At 27.3% G+C, this 1,075-nt stretch carries 1 protein-coding gene; it reads right to left on the bottom strand.

Annotated features, from left to right (window positions below):
- Positions 1-590: 590 nt before the first annotated feature.
- The coding region (locus tag DW981_RS15295; RefSeq protein WP_182434317.1) for a hypothetical protein at positions 591-1,075 on the bottom strand (485 nt) is incomplete at its 5' end.

Raw genomic sequence — 1,075 nt, 5'->3', positions numbered from 1 at the left:
CGCACTACTAAAAAACAAACGGTTGTATATTGATTGACAATATCTATAATGGTTTAAAATGGGGAGCAAACGGCTTCGCTAAATGATTTTGAACTATACAATAAAGTATCTTGTTATCATAATTTCATCATATTGGAATCATTAGCTAAAAATTTATTTCTCAATGGAATAAAACATTGCTCTATTTTTTCCAGTTCTGAATGGATAGACAAAATTGAAAAAAATAGTGTTCTATTTTTTGGCTCAATTACAGCACAGCAATATAATTACATTCAAAAGCTTTACAGCCAAAATGAGCGTTCATTCATAATGCAACAATTAACTCAAAATATTGATTATGCCCAAAATAATTATTATTTGCTGTTTAGTATGTTAACCAATAAAAAAATATATGTGAGTAACTGTGTAAGTGGAATATACTGTCTATTTGGTATTCCACGAAGCAAGTTTAACTCTCAAAATGACTTATCAATCGCCAAAGAAATTTTAATTAAAAGCAATGTTCTAACATTACCACATGACAGATATTTGTACACTGATCAAAAAAATTATTGCTTTAGAATTAACTTAATGGCAAAACGAGAAACACTTTATAAATCTATTAGCGCATTACAAAATTGCTTGATATTTGATATTTTTTGAGGAATATCAATTTCTGTTTGCTCCAATATTTTTAATTTATCGACAATATCAACTAACTGTTCCATTTCATTTGTTGTTAGTCTAGGACAGTCTGCCTTCTTTAAAATTTTCTTTTTTAGGCTACTTTTAATTTGTATTTCAGAGATAAGGTTATAGTAATTTTTGATTATTTTAGGCAACATTACTATTATCATCGCTGAAATAACAAATGTCAAAATCCAAGAGCCTCTACAACTTTCAACTAATTGCCACTCTCCTATTAGATTACATTTTTCGTACAATTCGGCTAAAAAATCATCTGAAATTTTTAAAGCTTCATTATAATCATCCGAATTAATATGCAATATAAGTATTGCTTTTTGGTTAGATGAAGATTCAATAAATTTATTCCCGTAAAGACCATCAAAGATAATATGATTTAATTTTTCTTTAT

This window comes from Clostridium sp. AM49-4BH, from assembly GCF_003478335.1.
Lineage (GTDB): Bacteria > Bacillota > Clostridia > Lachnospirales > Lachnospiraceae > Butyribacter.
The sequence above is the reverse complement of the archived record's forward strand: the minus strand, read 5'-3'. Positions and strand labels throughout refer to the sequence as shown.